General features: G+C 64.1%; 16 protein-coding genes. 2 read left to right on the top strand and 14 right to left on the bottom strand.

Features of this window, described 5'->3' with window-relative positions; genetic code table 11:
• The 13 genes from N7640_RS20635 to N7640_RS20695 all read right to left on the bottom strand — a co-directional run.
• Positions 1-786 (bottom strand): acetyl-CoA C-acyltransferase (locus N7640_RS20635; protein WP_279905341.1); only part of this gene is annotated, 786 nt, incomplete at its 3' end.
• Between the two features lie 250 nt (positions 787-1036).
• Entirely contained in the window at positions 1037-2176 is a 1140-nt protein-coding gene (locus tag N7640_RS20640) for an acyl-CoA dehydrogenase family protein (RefSeq protein WP_279905343.1), read from the bottom strand.
• A 51-nt stretch (positions 2177-2227) separates the two neighbouring features.
• On the bottom strand, positions 2228-3883 hold the full coding sequence (locus tag N7640_RS20645) for an AMP-binding protein (protein ID WP_279906231.1): 1656 nt from the start codon (positions 3881-3883) through the stop codon (positions 2228-2230).
• A gap of 471 nt (positions 3884-4354) precedes the next feature.
• Positions 4355-5170 (bottom strand): SDR family NAD(P)-dependent oxidoreductase, encoded by an 816-nt coding sequence (locus N7640_RS20650; protein ID WP_279905345.1) that lies wholly within the window; start codon positions 5168-5170, stop codon positions 4355-4357.
• 51 nt (positions 5171-5221) lie between these two features.
• A complete protein-coding gene (gene dmpG / locus N7640_RS20655; protein ID WP_279905346.1) occupies positions 5222-6262 on the bottom strand; it encodes a 4-hydroxy-2-oxovalerate aldolase in 1041 nt (346 codons plus the stop codon).
• 11 nt (positions 6263-6273) lie between these two features.
• A complete protein-coding gene (locus N7640_RS20660) occupies positions 6274-7221 on the bottom strand; it encodes an acetaldehyde dehydrogenase (acetylating) (RefSeq protein ID WP_279905347.1) in 948 nt (315 codons plus the stop codon).
• Positions 7222-7243: 22 nt separating this feature from the next.
• Positions 7244-8035 carry a fumarylacetoacetate hydrolase family protein gene (locus tag N7640_RS20665; protein WP_279905348.1) on the bottom strand — a complete coding sequence of 264 codons (792 nt, stop codon included), beginning with the start codon at positions 8033-8035 and terminating at the stop codon, positions 7244-7246.
• Positions 8032-9777 (bottom strand): bifunctional 3-(3-hydroxy-phenyl)propionate/3-hydroxycinnamic acid hydroxylase, encoded by a 1746-nt coding sequence (locus N7640_RS20670; RefSeq protein ID WP_279905349.1) that lies wholly within the window; start codon positions 9775-9777, stop codon positions 8032-8034. Before N7640_RS20670 ends, N7640_RS20665 begins: the two co-directional genes overlap by 4 nt.
• 8 nt (positions 9778-9785) lie before the next feature.
• A complete protein-coding gene (locus tag N7640_RS20675) occupies positions 9786-10769 on the bottom strand; it encodes a VOC family protein (protein ID WP_279905350.1) in 984 nt (327 codons plus the stop codon).
• A gap of 15 nt (positions 10770-10784) precedes the next feature.
• Complete coding sequence (locus tag N7640_RS20680) at positions 10785-11654, bottom strand: alpha/beta fold hydrolase (protein WP_279905351.1); 870 nt, start codon at positions 11652-11654, stop codon at positions 10785-10787.
• Positions 11655-11842: 188 nt separating this feature from the next.
• Positions 11843-13207 carry a DUF1329 domain-containing protein gene (locus N7640_RS20685; protein ID WP_279905352.1) on the bottom strand — a complete coding sequence of 455 codons (1365 nt, stop codon included), beginning with the start codon at positions 13205-13207 and terminating at the stop codon, positions 11843-11845.
• A 14-nt stretch (positions 13208-13221) separates the two neighbouring features.
• Entirely contained in the window at positions 13222-15078 is a 1857-nt protein-coding gene (locus tag N7640_RS20690) for a DUF1302 domain-containing protein (protein WP_279905353.1), read from the bottom strand.
• Positions 15079-15322: 244 nt separating this feature from the next.
• The gene (locus tag N7640_RS20695) at positions 15323-15937 is read right to left on the bottom strand and encodes a TetR/AcrR family transcriptional regulator (RefSeq protein WP_279905393.1); all 615 of its coding nucleotides are present in this window, start codon (positions 15935-15937) and stop codon (positions 15323-15325) included.
• A gap of 290 nt (positions 15938-16227) precedes the next feature.
• On the opposite strand from N7640_RS20695, the gene N7640_RS20700 reads away from it, so the two are divergent.
• Positions 16228-17298: an amidohydrolase family protein gene (locus tag N7640_RS20700; RefSeq protein ID WP_279905354.1), complete on the top strand. Its 1071-nt coding sequence runs from the start codon at positions 16228-16230 to the stop codon at positions 17296-17298.
• 35 nt (positions 17299-17333) lie between these two features.
• Positions 17334-18530 (top strand): amidohydrolase family protein, encoded by a 1197-nt coding sequence (locus N7640_RS20705; RefSeq protein ID WP_279905355.1) that lies wholly within the window; start codon positions 17334-17336, stop codon positions 18528-18530.
• Between the two features lie 210 nt (positions 18531-18740).
• On the opposite strand, the gene N7640_RS20710 is transcribed toward N7640_RS20705, so the two are convergent.
• Entirely contained in the window at positions 18741-19895 is a 1155-nt protein-coding gene (locus N7640_RS20710) for a Ca2+-dependent phosphoinositide-specific phospholipase C (RefSeq protein WP_279905356.1), read from the bottom strand.
• Between the last annotated feature and the right edge of the window lie 301 nt (positions 19896-20196).

Consider the following 20196-nt stretch of genomic DNA (forward strand, 5'->3'; position numbering starts at 1 on the left):
GGCACCATCGACGATGCCGGAGCTGTTGCCCGGGGTGTGCACGTGCTCGATGCGCTCGACATGGCTGTACTTGCGCAAAGCGGTGGCGTCGAAGCCCATCTGCCCCATCATCTCGAAGCTCGGCTTGAGCTTGCCCAGGCCTTCCAGGGTCGAGTCGCCGCGAATGAATTCATCGTGGTCGAGGATGACGATGCCGTTCTGGTCGGTCACCGGCACCAGAGACTTGTTGAACGAGCCATCGGCGCCGGCCCGTGCGGCCTTCTGCTGGGAACGCAGGGCAAAGCTGTCGACGTCCGTGCGCGAGAAACCCTCGATGCTGGCAATCAGGTCGGCGCCCACGCCCTGCGGCACGAAGTTGGCCTGCATATTGGTGGCCGGATCCAGTGCCCAGGCTCCGCCATCGGAGCCCATGGGGATGCGAGACATGGACTCCACGCCGCCGACCACCACCAGGTCCTCGAAGCCGGAGCGCACCTTCATCGCGCCGATGTTCACCGCCTCCAGACCCGAGGCGCAGAAGCGGTTGAGCTGTACGCCAGACACGCATTCGGCCCAGTCGGCCGCCAGCACGGCGGTCTTGGCGATGTCGGAGCCCTGGTCTCCGATCGGGGTCACGCAGCCAAGCACCACATCGTCGACCTGGGCGGTATCGAGCTGATTGCGCTGCTGCAGCGCCTTGAGCAGGCCGACCACCAGATCGATCGGCTTGACGCTGTGCAGCGCGCCATCCTTCTTGCCCTTGCCGCGCGGCGTGCGCACGGCGTCGTAAATATAAGCCTCGGTCATGACTGCCTCTTGGATATGAACATTAAGAGTGGCGCTAGGCCATTTAATGAGTCTTCCGACTCAGTAACTTCGAAGTCGCCGCCCAAGTTGAACCGCATCGATTCAACGGCCGAACGCGCCCCGCTCCACCCAGTTACAAACCGGGTGAACTCGAACTTGTTTGAATAACAGTTGGCGCCTGGAATTATTGGTTCGCGCCTGTTCGCCATCTATAGCGAGAGCGGACAGCGATGTGGCCTTTGTTGCCACATCAGTCCAGCAATGAGCGGGCGATGATTTCCTTCATGATTTCCGAAGTGCCCGCGAGGATCCGCCCGACTCGCTCGTCCTGATACAGGCGGCAGATTTCGTACTCTTCCATGTAGCCCGCGCCGCCATGCAGCTGGACGCCCTCGTCCACCATGCGGCCGAATACTTCGCTGGCGTAGAGCTTGGCGCGCGAGGCATCCACTGCATCCAGCTGGCCCTGCAGATGCGCCTCGACGCAGCGATCCACGTAGACCTGGGCGATATCGATCTCGGCATCCAGTGCAGCCAGCTTGAAGCGGGTGTTCTGCAGCTTGCTCAGCGGCTTGCCGAATACCTTGCGCTCGCGCACGAAGTCGCGGGTCAGCTCCAGCGCCAGGCGCGCCGCCGCCACGCTGCTGCAGGCGGCGATCAGGCGCTCTTCCGCCAGCCCCTGCATCAGGTGGTAGAAGCCGCCATGCACCTGACCCAGGACGTTGGCCTTCGGCACCCGGACGTCATGGAAGAACAGCTCCGCGGTGTCCTGGGACTTCAGGCCCATCTTCTGCAAGTTGCGCCCGCGTTCGAAGCCCAGCATGCCGCGCTCCACTAGGAACAGGGTGACGCCGTGCGGGTTCTCTGCATGGGTCCGCGCCGCGACTATCACCACGTCGGCGTTGATGCCGTTGGAGATGTAGGTCTTAGAGCCGTTCAGCAACCAGTGATCGTCCTGCTCCACCGCCCGGGTCTTCATGCCGGCCAGGTCGGAGCCGGCGTCGGGCTCGGTCATGGCGATGGCAAGGATAGTCTCGCCGCTGATCATCCCCGGCAGCAGGCGCTGCTTCTGCTCGGCGTTGCCGAAATGCTCGATATAGGGGCCGACCAGGCGGCTGTGCAGGGTAATGAAGTAGCCCCGGTCGCCATGCAGGGTGTTTTCCTCGATGAGGATCTGCTCGTAGCGGAAATCCTTCAGCCCCAGTCCGCCGTATTGCTCGTCGGCCCACATGCACAGATAGCCCTGCGCACCGGCTTTGCGGAAGGCCTCGCGGTCGACGATGTTGGCCTCGCGCCAGCTTTCGCTGTGCGGACGGATCTCCTGCTGGAAGAACTTACGGGCCGAGTCGCGGAATTGCTCCATCTCGGGTTCGAACGGGCGGCGCTGCATGGGAGCCTCCTGGGGTTGGGGTTGGGGTTGGGTTCAGGGATGGAGCTGCCGTCACTCCCACAGCACGGCGGTGCGGGCGTTCGACCAGAGCGCGATCTGTGCGCTGTAGTGGCGCTCGATCTCGTGGCGCTTGATCTTCATGGTGGGCGTGAGCAGGCCGCTGTCGATGCTCCAGCTTTCCCGCACCACCACCAGGCAATGCAGGGCGGTCTCCTTGGGCACGCCGGCGTTCACCTTGCGCCCCAGGTCTGCCAGCTCCAGCGCCACGGCCTCCCTGGCACGCGGGTCGACAGCCTCGGCGCGGGCGCTGTCGGTCAGCACCAACAGCGCCACGGGCTGGGGCATGCCCTCGCCGCACACGCAACAGACCTCGACCAGCGGGTGGTTGCCCAGCTGTTGCTCGATGGGCGCCGGCGGCACGTACTTGCCCTTGGCGGTCTTGAACAGATCCTTGGAGCGCCCGGTGATACGCAGGCGCCCCTCCGCATCCAGCTCGCCGAGATCACCGGTGCGCAGGTAGCCATCGGCGGTCAGATCCTCGGCGGTCTTATCCGGATTCTTGTAGTAGCCCAGCATGCCGCCGGGACTCTTGACCAGGATCTCGCCGGTGTCCGATAGCTTGCAGGACACGCCCGGATTGGCGCGGCCGATACAGCCTTGCACGGCGCCATCGCGGCGGATGCCGTGGGAATAGCCGAAGTTTTCGGTCATCCCGTAGACCTCCTTCATCTCCAGGCCGAGCTGCTGGTACCAGCGGAAGACCTCCGGCGGCAGCGGCGCCGAGCCGGTGATGGCGAGCCGGGCATGCTGCAGGCCGAGGCCTGCCAGCACCCCGCGCTTCACCCGACGGCCAAGCAGCGGGATATTGAACAGCCAGCGCTGCAACCAGGGCGCGATCTGCGCATTGACCCCCGCCTGGAACTTGCTCCACAACCGGGGTACCGAGAAGAACGCCGTCGGCCTGGCCCGCTGTAGATCCGCCCGGAAGGTATCGAGCGACCAGGCGAAGAACACCTGCGCGCCGCAGTACAGCGACAGACACTCGACATAGGCCCGCTCCGCCGTATGGGCCAGGGGCAGGTAGGAGAGAAAACGCTCCCGCTCGGTAAAGCCGAATTCGGCTCTGGTTCCTTCGAGAATCGCGGACATGCTCTGGAACGTGTGCATGACGCCCTTGGGCCGACCCGTACTGCCCGAGGTGTAGATGATGGTGGCCAGCGCCGCAGGCTCGGGCGCGACTGGCTGCAGCAGCGGCGTTGCTGCCGCGACCAGCTTCTCCCAATGGGGCGCATCGACCTCGGGCGAGAACGGCAAGCGGATACAGGGCAGGCCTGCAGGAATGGCCGGGCCGAGCTGCGCCCAGTTGTCGCCATTGCCATCCAGCTTGCCGATGAACAGCAGGGCCGCCTCGCTGTGCTCCAGCACATAGCCGAAGTTGTCGGCATCGAGCGTTGGGTAGATCGGAACCGACACATGCCCTGCCACCATGATCGCCAGATCGGCCATGATCCAGTGGGCGCTGTTCTTGCCCAGCAACGCAATCCGGGTGCCTGGCGGCAGGTCGAGGGATTTCAGGTAACCGGCCATGCGCCGCACCTGATCCGCCACCACGGCCCAGCTGTAGCTCTTGGCGATACCCTCGGCATCGGGCTGAACCAGATACATGTCTTCGGGCTTGGTCAGTTCCCAATGAAAAAGAAGCTCCACAAAACTCTTGGATGCTAGAGCCAAACTATCCGGAGCAATGGCATTCATTTTTGTTATCCCCGCTCGTTACTACCGACAAGAACTGCCCCAGACTGCCTTAGCTCTTTCGCTAAGCTGGCCTGGTCGGTTAGTTGAACATTGGGGAGCAATTGTCGAGTCACATTGCGCAGCCAGCTATTGCAGCAGCTGCCATCGATATGGCCAGACTCGACAAATGAGAGGGATTGATATGCCAGCGAATCACCCAACGAAGAGGGAGTTCGTAGAGCGAAGTAACCACCGCTGGTGAAGGACCGCTAATTGATCGGCAGCTGCCGATCAAGAAACAGTAGCGACGTCCACGAAAAACGGGATAGCAGATTAAACCTGCTATCCCGTTGTTCGGAGACTCCCCTGGCTGTACTGACCCGATGGGCACTGCCGGGCCATCTATGCAGAGCCAGCTGTGAGTCCACCCCAGCCCGCTCCGCACTACCCCCTGCTTATCCAGCCTTCGCTTCGGCGCCACAGCTCCGCGGCCAGAGCCGGATCACAGGCAATCGGGGATGGCTGTTCTTCCTTGCTATCGGCGTAATAGCGCCCGGTTTGACCGGTCACTCGGGGGTCGGTTGCGCAGTACAACGTGGTAGCGGCTCCGTCCTCTTCACTGCGCATAAACAGCTTGATCACCCACGCGAGCATCGAAGGCAGTGCTCGCCATACGTCTGTCGCGACCACGCCGGGATGAACCGCATAGGTCGTGACGCCGGTCCCCTCCAGACGACGAGCCAGCTCCTTGGCATGCAGCAGGTTCGCCAACTTCGCCACCGCGTACTCCTGTAGCGCCGTACGACTTCGCGTCGGCTGGCGCACCCGGTCAAAGTCGATTCCCTGGGCATGGCGGTGCGCCTTGCTGGAGAGCATGACGATACGTGCCGGGGCCGACTCGACGAGTCGCTCCTTCAGCAACTCGACCAGCAGAAAGTGGCCTACGTGGCAGGTACCGAATGCCAGTTCGAAGCCGGAGGTGGTCATGCCTCGCTGCCCCGCCAGCCCCGCATTGCAGATCAACAGATGGAGGTGCAGGCCCCGCTTGAGAAAGGCATCGGCACAGCGGCGAACCGAGCCGAGATCGCCCAGGTCGAGCAACAGGAACTCGGCCTGGGCTGTGCCGTCACTCAGGCTCTGGATTTCCTCGAGTACAGGACGTGTGCGTGCCTCGGAACGGCAGGCCAGGAAAACCCGATACCCCTGCAGCGCCAGCGTGCGAGCGGTGACCCGGCCGATACCGGAGTTGGCGCCGGTCACCAGAGCGACCTTCCCGTTTGATTGAACACGTGGCATCGGGCTGTCCCTGTTTCAGGTGGGTAGTGCCTGGCCTTTTAGCTTGAGCAGATCCAGGGCGACGTCGACGATCATATCCTCCTGGCCGCCGACCATGCGCCGCTCGCCCAGCTCGACCAGGATATCCAGGGTCTTCAGGCCGTATTTGGCAGCGGCGACTTCGGCATGGCGCAGGAAGCTGGAGTACACGCCCGCGTAGCCGAGGCCGAGGGTCTCGCGGTCGACCCGCACCGGGCGGTCCTGCAGTGGGCGGACGATGTCGTCGGCCGCGTCCATCAGGGTGTAGAGATCGGTGCCGTGGTTCCAGCCCAGGCGTTCGGCGGCGGCGATGAACACCTCCAGCGGCGCGTTGCCGGCACCAGCGCCCATGCCGGCCAGGCTGGCGTCGATGCGATCACAGCCCTCTTCCACCGCGGCGATGGAGTTGGCCACGCCGAGCGACAGGTTGTGGTGGGCGTGCATGCCGGTCTGCGTTTCCGGCTTGAGCACCGCCTTGAAGGCACGCATGCGGTCGCGGATATCGTTCATGTTCATCGCGCCGCCGGAGTCGGCCATGTAGATGCACTGCGCACCATAGCTCTCCATGAGCTGGCCCTGGCGAGCCAGCTCTTCGGGCGGAACCATATGGCTCATCATCAGAAATCCGACGGTGTCCATGCCCAGCTCGCGGGCGTATTCGATGTGCTGCTTGGACACGTCCGCCTCGGTGCAGTGGGTGGCCACGCGCACGATACGCGCGCCGGCCTCATAGGCGTTCTTCAGGTCGTGCACGGTGCCGATGCCGGGCAACAACAGGGTGGCGATCCTGGCGTGACTAATCTCGCTGGCCACCGCCTCGATGTATTCGAGGTCGGAGTGCTTGCCGAAGCCGTAGTTGAAGGAGGAGCCCTGCAGGCCGTCGCCGTGGGCCACCTCGATGGAGTCCACCCTGGCCTTGTCCAGGGCACGGGCGATGGCGCGCACGTCGCTCAGGCCGTACTGGTGGCGGATGGCGTGGCTGCCGTCGCGCAGGGTGACGTCGGAGATGTACAGCTTCTTGCTCGGGTCGAAAGTCATGTTCGCGCTCCTCAGCCGTTGCGCGTCGCGTTGTTCAGGATCGACTGCGCCATGCGCTCGGCGGTGGCCAGCGCGGCGGAGGTCATGATGTCGAGGTTCCCGGCATAGGCCGGCAGGTAGTGGGCGGCGCCTTCGACTTCGAGGAACACCGAGGTCTTCAGGCCGCTGAACTGGCCATGGCCGGGGATGTGCAGGTTCTCCACCTCGTCGAACTGCACCTTCTGCTTGAGCCGATACCCAGGCACGTAGGCCTGCACAGCGGCGGCCATCTCCTCAATGCTCGCTTCGACCCTGGCCTGGTCGGCAGAATCGGAGAGCACGAACACCGTGTCGCGCATCATCAGCGGCGGCTCGGCCGGGTTCATGATGATGATGGCCTTGCCCTTGGCCGCGCCGCCGATCACCTCGATGGCCTTGCTGGTGGTCTCGGTGAATTCGTCGATATTGGCGCGGGTGCCGGGGCCGGCGGACTTGCTGGCGATGGAGGCGATGATTTCGGCGTAGTGGACCCTGGCCACCCGCGACACCGCCGCCACCATCGGGATGGTCGCCTGGCCGCCGCAGGTGACCATGTTGACGTTGAGCTGGTCGAGGTTCTGCTCCAGGTTGACCACCGGCACGCAGTAGGGGCCGATGGCCGCAGGGGTCAGGTCGATCAGGCGGATGCCCGGCTTCACGCCACGCAGGAAGCCGGAGTTCCAGACGTGGGCGCCGGCGCTGGTGGCATCGAAGACGAAGTCGATCTCGTCGAACACAGGCAATCGGCTCAGGCCCTCGACCCCCTCGTGGGTGATGGCCACGCCCAGGCGCTCCGCGCGGGCCAGGCCGTCGGACGCCGGGTCGATGCCGACCATGGCGCCCATTTCCAGGTACTGCGCGTTGCGCATCACCTTGATCATCAGGTCGGTGCCGATGTTGCCGGAACCGACGATGGCGACTTTGAGTTTCTTGGTGCTCATTCCGTTTCTCCAGGCCGGCGGCTCAATGGAAGTGGCAGCCGACTTCGCCCAGGCGAGTCAGGCGCAGGTGCAGGTGATCGCCGGGGGCGACCTGGGTCATGGGGCCGAGGGCGCCGGACAGCAGCACGTCGCCGGCCACCAGCGGGCGGCCGAACTCGGCCATAGTGCGGGCCAGCCACAGGCACGCATCCAGCGGATTGCCCAGGCAGGCGGCGCCGACACCGATGGAGGCCTGGCCGCGGTTCTTCTCCAGCAGCATGCCCTCCAGGCGCAGGTCCAGCGCCGACAATCGCGTGGGTTGCTTGCCCAGCACGTAGAGGGCGGAAGAGGCGTTGTCCGCCACCGTGTCGGCCAGGGTGATCTTCCAGTCGACGATGGCGGAATCGACGATCTCGATGGCCGGCAGCAGGTACTCCACCGCACTCATCAGCTCGGCCAGCGTGGTGTCGGCATCGGGTAGGTCACGACCGAGGACGAAGGCGATCTCGCCCTCGGCCTTGGGCTGGATCAGCCGGCTGCAGTCGACGCCTTCGCCATCGGCGATCTCCATGTCGGCGAACAGCATGCCGAAGTCCGGCTGGTCCACGCCCAGCTGCTGCTGCACCGCAGTGGATGTGAGGCCAACCTTGCGCCCGACCAGTCGCCGCCCCTGGTCCAGGGCACGCCGGGTGTTGATCTCCTGCACGGCGTAGGCCTCGGTCAGGGTGGTGATGCCGAAGGTCGCCGATATCTGTGCGCAGGGCTCTCGCCGTTGCCGCGCCTGTGCCAGCGCGTCGGCGGCCTGTTCCAGCTTCTTCAAGGCGTCGCGGCTCATGCGCTTTTCCTCATGTCGGCGACGTTCGCCTGGCCGGCAGCCAGGTTCGGCCGCCAGCCCAGCTGGCGTTTGAGTTCGGCCAGCGCAGTGTCCAGCTGCTCGGCGGGCACCAGGGCGAAGACAAACTTGTCCGGTCGTACCACGGCGATCAGATCGCGACCGCGCCCCGCACGCTTGAACCAGCGCACCAGATCCTCATCGGGCTCCTCGACCTCGATCAGATCGGCGGGACTGAAACGTTGCACGCCCATGCCCTGTGGGCGGCCGCCGAAGGGGAACAGCGTGACATAGCGGGTATCCAGCGCCGACAGGAACTGCCGGGACTCAGCAGACAGGGCAACCCGCGGGTTGTTCTCCAGGCCAAGCAGGGCGAAGCCCTCCCCGAGCACTTCGTCGAGCGGCACGCGCTTCCCCTTGAACGTGCGGACTTCCGGCTGGGGCAACAGCGTACCGGCCACGTCGCGGCGGCCGCTCCTGGGCAGCCCCAGGTAGGAACCGGGCTTGTAGGTCGGAGTGGGCTTGAAGCCACCCTCGCGCAGCCACTTGCCCAGTACCGGGGTTGCATTCAAGACCCTGACGGCGACGTTACGCAGTGCCGTCTTGAACGGATTCGACATGGAGACGAAGTCTTTCATCCTCACCGAGATGTCTATCATCGCCTTGGCATGGTGGTAGCGCTCGCTGCCGTAGGTGTCGAGCAGCTTGTCGGCGGCCTTGCCGCGCAGCACCGCCTCCAGCTTCCAGGCTAGGTTGTAGGCGTCGCGCACGCCGGAGCTCATGCCCTGGCCCATGAATTGCGGAGTCATGTGCGCGGCGTCGCCGGCCAGCAGCACGCGGCCCTTGCGCCACTCGCGGGCAACCAGGGCGTTGAAGGTGTAGACCAGCTTGCGCTTGACCTCGAACTTGTCCGGGTCGACGTAACGGCTGAGCAACTGCCGTACCGTGGCCGGGTCTTCCATGTACTCCTTGGTCTGGCCGGGCATCAGCATGAACTCGAAGCGGTGGAAGCGCCCCGGCTGCGGGCAGCTGACCACCGGGCAGCCCGGATCGCAGATGAAGTTGAAGTAGGGAATGTGGCGCAGCGCGTCTTCCCCTTCCTTCATCTCCAGATCGACCACCAGCCAGGGCTCGGGGAAGTTCTTGCCATCCATGCCGATGCCGAGCTTCTCGCGCACCGTACTGCGGCCGCCGTCGGCGCCGACCAGGTAGCGCGCCTTGAGGGTGACCGGCGCTGGGTCGACGTCGAGATCGACCCGGCTGCCGTCACCATCGCCGAAGCGGCAGCTCTGCGTGGCCTGGTGAGTGAGGGTGACCAGCTCGCCATCCTGCTCGAAGTCCACCAGCTCGCGCCCGCGCACCACTTTCACCGTCGGGTGGTTCGCCAGCAGGTCGCTGAGCCTGGTCTCCAGCCAGGGCTGGTAGAGGAAGTTGATCACCGGCCAGCCGAAGCGGCGCTTGAGCTGCCAGTAGCGGCCGATCACCCGTCCATCCGGGAAGGTCCACTGGGCCGGGGTGTCGATCTGCATGTCGGCCGCCAGATCCTTGGCGACACCAGCGGCCTGCATCACGCGCATGCACTCGTCGTCGGTATAGACCGCACGGGCATTGCCGTAGAACACCGGTTCGCGCTCCAGCACCAGCACCGACAGGCCGCGCTTGCCGAGCAGGTGGGCCAGCGTGGCGCCGGTCGGGCCGAGGCCGGCGATGACGACGTCGATGATTTCAGAATTGTGTGTAGTCATGGCGTTTCCTACAGCGGGGAGTACTCGGCGCGGCGCAGCGAGCGCAGGCCTTGGCCGAAATTGCCCAGGTTGGTCTTGAGCGTGTTCCAGGTACCAGGCTTCTGGGGCTTGTGGCCCCACAGGCTGATGCCCTTGTAGGTCGCGATCTGCCAGCTGGCCTCATCGACTTCCAGGGCGTTCCAGCCCAGCTCCAGTTCGAAACCGGAGGGGGTGAGGACGTAGAACGACTGCTCGCGGTCGTTGGGGTGTTCGCCGATTTCGTGGGCCATCTCGAAGCCCAGCCGACGACAGCGCAGGAAGGCATCGGTCAGCCCGCCGACAGAAGTTGTCAGCAGGTTCATGTGCTGGGCCTTGGTGCGAATCGGGTCGAGCGCAAGGCCGCGTACCTGGGCGATGGCGATCGAATGGTGGCGCGGATTGACGCGGAAGAACTCGATGTCGACGGTCACGCCAGCTAGTTGCTCGACGATGGTGTCGCTCTGCCGGGCATCGAAGATTTCCTGCCAGAAGCGGCGCATGTCCTTGCCGCGACGGCTGGTGATCGCCAGGTGGCCCATGCCGGCCTCACCAGTGATGAAGCCTTCGCTGAGCATGCTCAGCGGCTCGTCGGTGGTCAGCGGCTCGATGAACAGTTCGATGGCCATGCGCTTGGGCCCGATCACCCGCCAGAAACGCACCACGCCGCGTTCGGCGGCTTCCGCCGCGCTGCTTTCGTGGATGGCGATGCCGCGGGTTTTCAGGCGCTGGAGCACGATGTCCAGGGTGTTCTGGTTGCTCAGCTGCCAACCGATGGCGGCGAAGTCTTCCGCCGGGCCGCGTTTGACGATGATGCGGCGTTGGTGCTGGTCCATGCGCAAGGCCAGCAACTGGCTGTCCACATGCTGCAGGTGCAGGCCGATGCCGTCCTGCAGCAGGGCCTGCCAGCGCTCCAGCCGGCTCGACTCGATGACCACATAGCCCATGCTGCTGGCGCCGAAGATGTCCTGTTTCATAGGTACTCCGTACGCTCAGGCCGGGTTGTGGCAGGCGAGGAAGCCGGCGGTGACGGCGTTGAATTCGGCGGCGCGCTCCCACTGCACCCAGTGCCCGGTCTTGCTGAACAGGTACAGGTCGCAGTTGGGCATGCGCTTGCGCAGCGTCTCGCCGCCACTGGGGCGATTGACCTTGTCCTCCGCCCCCCACAGCACCAGGGTCGGCACCTGGCACTGGGCGAGGCGTGCGTCGCGGGTGAAGTCCATGCGCAGTGCGGCCTTCAGGCCTGGCGGGCGACGCAGCGGCGGAGCGGCGACCACTTCAGGGTCGATGCTGGAGCGGTAGCGCTCGGCGATCATGGCGTCGGTCACCAGGCTGCCGTCGTAGACCAGGTATTCGCGGATGAAGCGGGTGATCTTCTCCAGCGTCGGGCCTTCGCCGTTGTAGTAGTCGAGCAGCTGGTTGAGCCCCTTGGTGGGCAGGCTGCGCGTGGTGTTGATCCCGCCCGGGCCCATCAGCACCAGGGCCGAGACCCGCGCCGGCGCCTCCAGCGCCATGCGCAGCGCGCAGGCGCCGCCGAGGGAGTTGCCGACCACGTGGGCCGACTTGATCTGCAGGACGTCGAGCAGGCCGAGCATGCTCCTGGCCAGATCGCCGAAGGAGTCGCTGCGGTCCAGGCCCTTGGTCGACTGGCCATAGCCGGGCATGTCCACCACCAGCACGCGGAACTGTTTGGCCAGTGCCTCGATGTTACGCGAGTAGTTGGACATGCCCGAGGCGCCCGCGCCGCCGCCGTGCAGGATGAGCAGAGGATGGCCCTGGCCGGCCTCGCTGAGGAATATCTGCCGCCGGCCGACGCTGACATGGCGGGATGTGAGGCCTGGAATGGCTGCGTTGTGGGTCATGTGCGCTCCAGAGATACCTGCTGGTTGTCGTGCCAATTAATCTACAATTGCTCATATATGAACACAAGTGTTCATTTGAATGCTGTAGTGATCTCACTCGCTGATGCGAGCGCTGCCTGCTCGTAAAAGGCCGCCCCGCAGGGCGGCAAGGGTCTAGGGCGGAACGCCTTCGACTGGAGTAGCCGGGGTCAGCGAATGCCCGCGTTGCGCAGAGCCGCCGGGGTGTATTCGGCGGCCAGCGAAGAGAAGCCGAACTCGACCGGGTCCTTCTCCTCGTTGCGCATGCCGGAGACGATGTAGCGGCCATTGATCAGGTCATACAGGGCCTCGGCACCCAGCCACGGCACCTGTACGTCGTACAGCGGCGTCAGATGTCCCTCCGCGGTGCGCCACAGCGTGCCGCGCGAGTCGTAGTGGTCCGCCAGGGCGATCTGCCAGGAGTCTTCGTCGATGAAGAACACCCGCCTGGCGTAGATATGGCGCTCGCCTTTTTTCAGGGTGCCCTCGACCTCCCACACGCGGTGCAGCTCATAGCGCGTGTGAGCGGGGTTCAGGTGGCCGGGATGGACGATGTCGCTGTACTTCAGCGTCGGCGAGTCCAGCTTGAAGCTGTTGTAGGGGATGTAGATCTCGCGCTTGCCGACCAGCTTCCAGTCGTAGCGGTCGGGCGCCCCGTTGTACATGTCCAGGTTGTCGGCGACCCGCTGCCCCTCGGAGGCCGGGTACGGCCCGTCGTAGGAAATCTGCGGAGCGCGACGCACACGACGCTGGCCGGCGTTGTAGATCCAGGCCATGCGCGGCTCTTTCACCTGGTTCAGGGTCTCGTGCACCAGCACCACATCGCCGGCCTGGCGCGCCGGAGCGGTGACCAGCTGCCGGTAGTAGAACAGCACGTTGCCGGGCTTGGCCGGATTGAAATCCTTGATCCGGTCGCGGAAGGTGAACTGCTGCTTGAAGTACACCGGCATGAACTTGCCGCTGGCCAGTGGCGTGGCTTGCACGTGGGTGCGCTTGGCACTGCCGCCGCGGTAGCGGGTGATGTGGTTCCACAGCACTTCCAGGCCGTTCTGCGGGATCGGGAATGGAATGGCGGTCGAGAAGTCGACCAGGCCGTTGCCGCCCTCGACCAGCCTGGCCCTGGTCGCGTTCTCCTTCGCCGCCTGGTAGACGGCATCGGGCAGGCTGGCACTGCGATGACTCGGATAAACCGGTATCTGGTAGGTGGCGTATCGCTTGAGCATCGCCTGTTGGCCAGGACTCAACTTGTCCTGGTACTGGGCCGCGTTCTGCGCGGTGATGGTGAACAGCGGCTGCTCGTTGGCGAAGGGGTTGCTGAGGAAGCCCTGGGCGCTGAGTGTCCCGGCGTCCTTGGGCAGGCCACCGGTCCAGGCAGGGATGCTGCCATCGGCGTTGCCGTCCATTTCGGCGCCGATGGGGGTCAGGCCGGAACCAAGCTGGTTGGCCTGATCGGGGCTGACCGCCGCCAGGGCGGTGTGGCTGGCGAGGGTGCAGGCAAGGGCGAATGAGCACGCCGAGAGCATTTTATTATTCATCTGGGTAACTCCACTTAGAACGACACAGCGAAACTCAGGGCGACGTAGTCGCGATCGGCCATCGCGTTGTAGTCGCCGCCGAAGTAGTCGGTGTAGGCAAGGCTGGCGGTGTAGGTATTGAGGTAGACGGCATCCAGCCCCAGGCTGATGGCCTTGGAGCCTTCGTTGAAGCCGGGCTCCGGTCCGTAGCCGTTGACGTCGTGGCTCCAGGCCAGGCTGGGCCTGAGCTCGACGCCGTCGATCACATTGCTGTACTCCCAGATCGCGCGCACGCGGTAACCCCAGGAGGTGCTGGTGGTGAAGCCGTCGTCGGTGCAGTAGCTGGGCGTCCTGGTATTGATCTGGGTCGTGCAGATGCTGTTGTCGGCCAGCTCACCCATGCCGAAGGTGGTGCTGCGGCCATAGCGCAGGCCGTCGCCGCCCATGCCGCCGACGTGGGTCACGCCGGCTTCGCCGACCAGGGTGAGGCGATCCGCCCCCATGACCTGGTCGAAGAAGTGGGTGGCGGTGACTTGGGCCTGGGTCAGCTCCTTGCGCTGGTAACCGGACATCGTGGCGCTGTTGGCAGCGGTGAAGTAGCCCGACGACAGCACGGGTGAGAAATTGGGATCACCGAAGAAAGACGCGACGATGTCGACCGCGCTGATCTGGATCGGCATGTTCGGCCGGTAGCTGATCTCGCCGGAAAGCGTGGTGCCGGTCGGCAGGATGGTGCTGAAGCTCAGGCCGTACAGCTGGATGTCTTCCGGGTAATCCGCGAAGTACTGCGAGGTGCCCAGACGATATCCCTGAACCAGGGCCTGGCCCTGAGCGCTGCCGACCACGGCACTGCATATCGCCGGGTCGTCGATGCCGAGGTTGGCGCAGGCCTGGCTGGCGAAACCCAGATCGGCCATGTGCGGGCTGCTAATGCCACTGATGTAGGGCATGCGGCTGTGGTAGTTCATGAAGTAGGCGGCGAACTCGCTGTTCAGCTCCGGTGCGAACCAGCGCAACGCGGCGCCCCACTGGCCGTCATCGCGGGCGTCGTTGTCACCCGCGCGCGGAATGCGAATGCCCTCGTTGGTCAGATCGACGCCGAAAGGTGAAAGCGCGGCCTGGGCCAGGGCGTTCTGATCCAGCGCGGGACCGGCGACCAGGCCGGTGCAACCATCGGCAATCGCATCGTTGGGCGCAAAGAAGGTGCCGCAGTTGTCGATGACGCTCTGATCCCACTCCAGCTGGTAGAACAGCTCCGCGGTCAGGTTATCCGTGAGGTTCTGCGACAGGTAGAACATGTTGACCGGAATCAGGGCTTCCTTGATCTCCGAACCGGGGCGGCGAAACGCGGCGACATCGACCGGGTTGATGCTGTTAATCCCCCCCTGGATGAAGGTGCTCTCGCCCCAGCTCACCACCTGCTTGCCGAGGCGAATCGTCCCCGGCAGGTCGGCGATGGTGTAGCCGTGGTAGGCGAAGGCATCGAGCAGCTGCACGCCGCTGGATTGGGCGCCGGTCTTGCGATTGTGGTCGTCGATGTCCTTGAACAGGCGGCTCTCGTCCTTCAGCTCGAAGTCGTACCAGTACTTGCCGCGCAGGAACACGCCGCTCTCGCCGTGGCTCAGCTGCAGGTCGTGGATGCCCTTGAAGATCTTGGAGAAGGTCTCGCCCTTCTTGAAGTTGCGCCGACCGTCGTCGGTGACACTGCTGCCGAGCAGATCGGGATCCGGGTTGCGCAATGCCCAGCTGGCACCGATGGACAGGGTGGAATCCAGCTGGCCATCGATCTCGCCGATGGAAAAGTCGATGGCCTGGGCCGACGCGGAAAACAGGGTTGCAAGGCTGATTGCATTGGCGAGCCGGGCCGGCCGCCATCGGGGTTGCTTGAGCATCTTCACTACCTCTTGTTGTTCTTGTGTTGCGACGCAGGCCCTTTTTGCGGGACGAGCCGGCCCGTACAGGTCATCGAGGGCTCGATGAAATCCGTAATTCTGGAAGTGGTGGGTATTACGCCCTGCGCACTAGCGGGCGCTTGATCAGCAGAAGTGCCTGACTGGCCTAACCTGCTTGTTCACTTTTTTCAGGCAATAAGCTCCTCCTGCGCATCACATGGTGCGCTTTGCAGAACCGGGTTTATCAGTCGTCTAGAGTCGGTAACTCTGGGAGCGGAGCAGTGGCAAATGCTCGAGCTTCATCAGCTGGAACACCCAACCCTCGCAGGACAAACTCCGCGGTATCGGCGCCGGCATCGCGCCACGTCTTATGCCCTTGCAGGACGAGACTGATAGCCGACAGAACCGCTCCAGCGATCAGGCCAATGGCGGACAAGAGTTGATCCTGACGGAAGCTGTAGCGCTGACTGGCAAGGCCTTCCAGCACGTCTCTCACAGGTGGGCCATCCCACAGAGCCTGCATCGATACATGCGAGGCTCCATAGCGAAGTAGGAAGCTACCCCAGTTGTGCTCCTCATGGGCTCTACGGATATAGAAGCGAATGCCGTTGGACAGCCGCTGCGCCGGATCCAGCCCAGGGGCCGCGCTCTTGCCAACCCGCTCGTTCATCTCGGATGCCAGCTCGGTGGCGACCGTCTCGAACAACGTTTCGATGGATTCGAGATTCTTGTAGATGGTGTTGCGCGCCAGCCCCGCCTTCTGCGCCAGCTCACTGACGTTAACGTCCGCCAGTTCCTTCTGGGCGAACAGCTGGAGGGCCGCTTCATGGATGCGCTTTTGAATGATGCTCACGGCTATAGACCTTCGAGACGTCGAATGCGCACAAGTGAACACCACTGCTCACGACAAATCAACCACGAAATCGCCTGTTTTTTAGCCGGACATCACCAGACAACCCATGGAATACGTCTGTAACAGGCATTGCAGAGGCCATGAGTGCGGCGAAAAGCAGATAGAGCAAAGGTTACAGGCAAGCCAAGACGTGATCCGCCCTTGACCTAAGTGATCACAAGTGCTCATCATGGATCGAGTGTGTTAGCGGTGAGTCGCCGGTCGGCTCGAATTCCATGCTCGCCAAGGTACCTCTCATGGCTATCAAGCAAGGGCGCATAGACGTCCACCACCATGTAATCCCCCCTGCCTTCGTCGCCACCATGCAAGCCAAGGGCATCGAGAAGGTCGCGGGCGCCCCGCTTCCCAGGTGGACCCCGGAGAAATCCATTGCCGTGATGGATGCCAACGGCATTCAGACCGCGATCACCTCCCTCTCCGCACCCGGTGTTCACTTCGGCGGCGGAGCCGCCCAGGCCGTTGACCTGGCCCGGCGCTGCAACGAATTCTCCGCAGGGATGGTGGCACAGTATCCGGGCCGCTTCGGCTTCTTCGCGGTGCTGCCCATGCCCTTCACCGCGCAGGCCTGCAGCGAGGCCATCCACGCCCTGGATGTGCTGAAGGCCGATGGCGTGGTGCTGCTGGGCAGCACCGACGGCCATTTCCTCGGCGACCCACTGTTCGACGAGCTGATGAGCGAGCTGGATCGCCGCCGCGCGGTGGTCTTCGTGCATCCCAACCTGCACGAGACCAGCGTGAACATCGGTCTCGACATGCCGGGCTTTCTCATCGAGTTCCTCTGCGACACCACGCGCGCCGCGATCAACCTGATCCTGAGCGGAACCCAGGAGAAGTACCCCAATACCCGCTGGATCCTGGCCCATGCCGGTGGCTTCCTGCCGTTCGTGGCCGGGCGGCTGGGCACGGTGGACATTCCCAATCAGCGGCGCCACGCGCCCCAGGGCATGCAGCACTACATCGAGCGCTTCTACTTCGACACCGCGCTGTCGCCGTCGCGCTACTCCATGGTGGCGCTGAAGGAGCTGGTCGATCCCTCGCACATCCTGTTCGGCAGCGACTTCCCGTTCGCGCCGGCCCCCGCGTCGGCACTGCAGTGCCGCACCCTGGACGAATCCGACCTGTTCCCCGAGCCGATCAAGTACGGCATCGCCCGGGGCCACGCGCTCGAACTCTTCCCCCAGTACCGCCACGCCGACGAGGTCGTCGCCGCCCTCCCCCTCTTCGAGAGCGAGTCCGTGGCCGGGCGCCTGCGACGAGCGATGACCGGGCCGATGTCATCCATGGCCGAGTCCATGCGCAACCGCTGATCTGCGGGGCTTCAGTACAAGAACAAGAGGTGGTCATGAAACGTCGTACATTCGTCGTGGGCGCTGGCGCGCTCATGGGTGCCGGGATGCTCGCATCGAACATGAAACGCGAACCAGAGAAGAACATCGTGAGGAACCTTGATCCGGTTGCGGACGCGGCGGCCATCGCTGCAGTCGAGCAATCCGGCGTGATCGACGTTCATCGCCATATCGTGCCTCCGGCCATGCGTGACCTGCTGGCACGTCGCAACACGAGGTCGCTTGCCGGGCTCGAACTACCCGACTGGTCCCCTGAGTCGTTCATCGCGTCCCTGCAGGCGGACGGCGTGCAGACGGCAATCACCTCTGCGGTGCTGCCCGGCATTCAGGTGGGTGAAGCCGAACTGACGGCCTTCTCGCACAGCAGCAACGAGTTCTCGCGCGAACTGGCCGAGCGCCACAAGGGCCGGATGGGATTCTTCGCGCACCTGCCATTGCCGTACACCGAACGGGCCTGCGCGGAGGCCATCCACGCGCTCGATACCTTGCAGGCGGACGGCGTGGTCCTGATGGCCAGCAACGACGGGAAATTCCTGGGCGATCCCCTCTTCACAGAGCTGATGCACGAACTCAACGAGCGCAGCGCCATCGTCTTCGTCCACCCGAACGTACCGGCCACCGACCCTCTCGGCCTGAGCACGCCCCTGAGCGTGGTGGAATACCCCTGCGACATTACCCGAGCCGGGCTGAACCTCATCCTGTCGGGCACGATGGAGCGCTTCCACAAGATCCGCTGGATTCTCGCTCACGCCGGAGGCTTCCTGCCCTACGTCGCGTGGAGGGTGTCCCTGGCCAACACCATGATCGAGTATGGGGACACGGCGACCCAGGGCGTGCTGACTTACCTGAGGCGCTTCTACCTGGACACCGCCACCTCCCTCTCGCGCCCATCGATGGCGACGTTGCGCGAGCTGGTCGAGCCAGACCGACTGCTGTTCGGCACCGATGCGCCATTCGCCTCCGGCCAACACGCTCAGCAACAGATCAAGGAACTGGTCGCCTCCGACTTCTGGAGCGCCGGCGAAGCGGCCCGTGTCGAACGCGGCAACGCGCTTAGCCTGTTCCCCGGCTACAAGCAGCCAGATGAGGCTGTCGCGGCATTGCCCTCCTTCGAACAGGAGTCACTCCTCAATGGGACCAAGCGACAGGTACTCTCGCCGCTGCGCTCGCTTGCCCAGAAGCTCAGAGAGTGAAAGTAATATCCGCCACATAAGGAATGATCGGACACGCCCCGTTGTCGAGCCAACTATGTAGGAGCGGACTTGTCCGCGAACGGGGCTGACAGCAACGCTTCGCAGCCAATCGGAATGCCGCCCAGCCGCCCCCACGAGGGCAGCCATCAGTGAACAGTATTCGGCCAATGAAATCGCCGGCATCGCCCGATGCCGGCGTTTCTCCAGCGGCTACACAAGCGGCGTGCGCTTCACGAAGCGTTGGTGCCCCACCGCCGCCCACGCATGGTTCTCGATCTTGTTGGTGGCGATGAAGTTGCAGCCGCTTTCGAGGCAGTCGTACCAGTTGTCGTCGCTGTTCACTTCATAGGCCCGCAATAGCACATCCCTTTTCCCGGCGGCCTTGCGGAATACCAACATCCATTGGTCACGCGTCGGGTGGGTGATGTTGTAGTTGAAGAAGACCCGATGAGTGTCCGCCGGGTCTTCGTCGTTGCCGCATTTCTTGTCCGCGAAGCAGAGGCGCTTCTTGGGATCGGTCGAGGCGTATTTCTTCTTCGCGGTTTCGTCGCCGGTCAGGCAGATGATGATCTTGCCAGCCAGTTCGGCGATGGTCGGCCAGCCGTTCGTCCTGGCCCCTTCGGGCAGGGAATCGCAGGTGCCCATGAGGTCCCCGGGTGGGTAGATCGGCATGAGCAGCCGTGCGCGGATGTACTCGTCCAGCTCGGCGGGGAAGTTGTCCGAGTGCACCTTTTTCAGGTCGATGTGCAGGGTGATCACATCGTGCCCCGGGTAGGCGTTCGAGTAGGCGGTGAGGTCGGACAGGTACTGCGACAGCTGGCGGTCCTTCTTGTCGTAGTCCTTGGTGTGCGTCACCGCCCATTCGTTGCCGTCCTTGGACTGCGCCACGTCGATCTCCAGCGAGCCGCAGCCATCCTTCGAGGGCTGGCCGGCGTTCCACTGCAGCTGCTGGACGAAGCCTTCCTTCCGCTCGTAGCTGTTGTGGGCGGACTTCATCGACACTTCATTGAAACCCAGTTCGGCATAGCCGGCCTTCAGCAGCGTGAAGGTGATCCGACGCAGGTCCTTGTCGCCCGGCGAATGGCGTTCACCATAGGTCGCGAGCTGCAGGTTGGCCTGGGCGTCGGTGACGCTGGATTTCAGGCCGCCGCCGTCCTGGGGGTCCTTTATGCTCTTGATGTAGGCGGTGCCGAGGACTTGCTTGTCGCCGTCGCGTAGCAGCTCTATATCCAGTTCGCCGTGGTGGCCGGTCTTCGCCTTCACCCTGAACGTGGCCGTGCTGTTCGGGCCGATCAGCTTGTCGTCGATGGACTTCCCGTCGCCTTCGACCCAGTAATCCCGGGTCACTTTGGTTCTGATCGACACATCGAGCCTGTTGGAAATGATCACATCCGCTGGACTTGCCATCGTAGATACCGCTCCTGGTTGCTGTGTTGTGTGGGGGCACCATGCCCGCCTTCCATTCACGACTCCGAACGAAAGACCTTCGGTATAGCAGACGGGTCGGCGCCGCGCGGCGGGGGCACACCAGGGATGCGGAGGACGAACGGGCGGCTCAGGCGCCCCGCTTCCCCCGCCGGTATTCGTTCACCGTCACCCCGGTCCAGCGGCGGAAGGCCTGCCGCGGGTCTCCAACCGCCGCGCAGTGATTGGGTCGGCGGCAGAC

The organism is Pseudomonas sp. GD04015 (assembly GCF_029837675.1).
Lineage (GTDB): Bacteria > Pseudomonadota > Gammaproteobacteria > Pseudomonadales > Pseudomonadaceae > Aquipseudomonas > Aquipseudomonas paralcaligenes.